The sequence below is a fragment of the Pseudomonas sp. K5002 genome (assembly GCF_013386655.1).
Lineage (GTDB): Bacteria > Pseudomonadota > Gammaproteobacteria > Pseudomonadales > Pseudomonadaceae > Aquipseudomonas.
Map to the genome: position 1 here is coordinate 1 of NZ_JACARK010000801.1, position 2,930 is coordinate 2,930.

3 protein-coding genes are annotated in these 2,930 nt (G+C 62.9%); 2 read left to right on the forward strand and 1 reads right to left on the reverse strand.

Translation table 11 applies throughout. The features are described from left to right. The coding region (locus HX846_RS28830) for a winged helix-turn-helix domain-containing protein (RefSeq protein WP_178966624.1) at nucleotides 1-395 on the forward strand (395 nt) is incomplete at its 5' end. Here HX846_RS28830 and HX846_RS28835 read toward each other — a convergent pair. Continuing rightward, nucleotides 355-1,278, reverse strand: coding sequence for a LysR family transcriptional regulator (locus tag HX846_RS28835; RefSeq protein ID WP_177069396.1), 924 nt, complete (start codon nucleotides 1,276-1,278; stop codon nucleotides 355-357). The two genes, HX846_RS28830 and HX846_RS28835, sit on opposite strands and share 41 nt — an antisense overlap. Nucleotides 1,279-1,383: 105 nt before the next feature. Between HX846_RS28835 and HX846_RS28840 the strand changes: the two genes are divergently transcribed. After that, on the forward strand, nucleotides 1,384-2,898 hold the full coding sequence (locus HX846_RS28840) for an MFS transporter (RefSeq protein WP_178966626.1): 1,515 nt from the start codon (nucleotides 1,384-1,386) through the stop codon (nucleotides 2,896-2,898). Nucleotides 2,899-2,930 lie beyond the last annotated feature (32 nt).

The following is a 2,930-nucleotide window of genomic DNA, read 5'->3' on the forward strand; positions in this document are numbered from 1 at the left end:
ACCTGACCAAACCCTTCGGCGTACCCGAGTTGCTCGCGCGCATCCGTGCGCAACTGCGCCGTCATGGGCAGACCGGCACCGTGGCGGCCACCAGCAAGGTGGCGTTTGGCGATATCGAGGTGGACCTGGCGACCCATGAAGTGTGGCGCCAAGGCCTGCCGGTGCACCTGACGCCCATCGAATACCGCCTGCTGTGCGCGATGATTCGCGGGCAGAGCCGGGTGCTCACCCACCGGCAATTATTGCTCGAGGTGTGGGGCCTGGACTACGTGGACCGCGCCCACTACCTGCGGGTGCACATGGCGCACCTGCGGCAGAAGCTGGAGGCGGACCCGGCCCAGCCGCAGTACTTCATCACCGAGTTGCAGGTGGGCTACCGGTTGGTAGGCTTGTGAACAGGTGCGCGGCGGCGAAATCGACAAACACGCGGATCTTCGGCGAGAGATGCCGGCTGGATGGCCACAGCGCCCAGAACTGGCCCTGGTCATCGGAATGGCCGTCGAGCACGGTTTCCAGCTGGCCCTGGGCGAGTGCTTCGCGCGCCAGGAAGTCTGGCACGTAGGCAACCCCATGGCCGTCCATCGCGGCCCGGAGCATGGCCTCCATGTTGTTCAGGGTCAGCGCGGTGGGCAGGCGCAATTGGGTGATGGCCGGGTTGGCGGACAAGGTCCAGTCCATGATTTTGCCGGTGGTGGCGAAGCGGTAACGCAAGCACGGGTGATGCTCCAAATCGCTCAGGGACTCTGGCCGACCGTTGGCCCGCAGGTACTCGGGTGATGCGCACAGCACAAACCTGAACGGTCCCAGTTTGCGGGCCATCAGGGTCGAGTCCGCCAGGCCACCGCTGCGGATGACCACGTCGAAGCCCTCCTCGATCACGTCCACCAGATGGTCGTTGAAATCCAGCTCCAGCTCGATCTCGGGGTAGGCTTTGCGGAACGCCCTCATGTGCGGAAAGAGAAAGCGATAACCGATGGTGGGCAGGCTGACCCGCAGTTTGCCCCGGGGTGCCTGCATCGCATGGGAAAGCATGGCGCGGGCGTCTTGCAGGTCGTCGAGAATTTTCCGACTGCGCTCGTAGAACAATTGGCCTTCGGCGGTGAGGCTGACCTTGCGCGTACTGCGGTGCAACAGCCGCACATTCAGTGACGCCTCAAGCTTGGCGACATTCTTGCCCACCGCCGAAGCGGAAATCCCCATCGCCCGGGCCGCGCCGGTGAAGCTCAGGGCTTCCGCGGTTTTCACGAAGGCGATCACGCCGCTCAGGTTATCGGTCACGTCATTGCATCCATCAAGTCCGTTATGAAAGGAATGTAAGCCCGTTTATCCGCGATTGCATCCTGATTAGAGTCTTTTAATCTTCAAACTCGCGGGAATGCCCCTATGACCACTACAACCGAATCTGCGCCCGCCCATGGCCGATATTCCATCCTGGCGGCCATTTGCCTGGCCGCCCTGGTATTGCCCATGAGCTTTACCGGCGGCGCCGTCGCCACGCCCTTTATCGGCCAGGCATTTGCCGCCCAGCCCAGCCAGCTGGCGTGGATCACCAACGCGTTCATGCTGAGTTTCGGCAGCCTGTTGATGGCCGCCGGCACCCTCGCCGACCTCTATGGGAGAAAGCGTCTTTTCTTGTGGGGCATGGCGCTGTTTACCGTGGTCTCCTTGCTGCTGGCAGTGGCACCGGGGATTTTCTGGCTGGATGTGTTGCGTGGTGTGCAGGGCGTCGCGGCGGCTACGGCATTGGCCAGTGGCTGTGCGGCGCTGGCCCAGGAGTTTGACGGCCATGCCCGCACCCGCGCCTTCAGCTTGCTGGGCACCACATTCGGTGCAGGCCTGGCGTTTGGGCCATTGCTGTCGGGGGTGCTGATCGAGCACTGGGGCTGGCGCTCGATTTTTCTCGGCACTGCATTATTGGCCGGTATTTCGCTGCTGTTTGCCACGCCCAAAATGCGTGAAAGCCGCGACCCGCAAGCGATGCGGCTGGACACCGCTGGTGTACTGACGTTTTCCGCAATGCTGGTAGCCCTGACCACGGCGGTGATCCTCGCGCCGGAGCACGGCTGGACGTCGCCGCTGGTTGATGCCCTGCTGATCGCGGCGGCGGTGTTTTTGCTGGTGTTTATCCTCGTCGAAAACCGCTCCAGCCAACCGATGCTGGAGCTGCGGCTGTTTCGCTTCCCGCGTTTTATTGGCGTGCAGCTCCTGCCGATCGGTACCTGTTACTGCTACATCGTGCTGATCGTGTTGCTGCCCCTGCGGTTTATCGGTGTGGAAGGCGCCAGCGCGCTGGACGCGGGTTTGATGATGCTCGCGTTATCGGCACCGATGCTGGTGGTGCCGATGATCGCCGCATCGCTGACCCGCTGGCTCTCAGCAGGACTGTTGTGTGCCATTGGCTTGCTGATCGCGGCGGTGGGCCTGTGGGGATTAAGCCTGGCCAACCAGCCTGCGCAGACCATAGCCGCAATGCTGGTCATCGGGATCGGCACCGGGCTGCCGTGGGGTTTGATGGATGGTTTGGCGATCAGCGTGGTACCCAAGGAGCGCGCGGGAATGGCGGCGGGGATTTTCAACACCACCCGCGTGGCCAGTGAAGGCGTGGCGCTGGCGATCACGATGGCAGTATTGGGCGCATTGGTGGCACATCACCTGAAGGGTCGCGCAGGGGCCGACGTGTCAGTGATTGCCCAAGGCCTGGTCATGGGCAACGTGCAACTGGCCTCGGCCGCCCTTCCGCTGGAAGCACTGCGCAGCGCCTACATCGCGGGGTTCAACACCTTGCTGCAACTGCTCGCGGGATTCACCGTGCTGACGGCGTTGGTGGTCCTGGCCTTCATGGGGCGAAACAGCATTGCACCCGTGCAAACCGAACCGGGCATTCAGTCGTTGAGCTGAATCCCAGGCACAAAAAAGCCCGCTCAATGAGC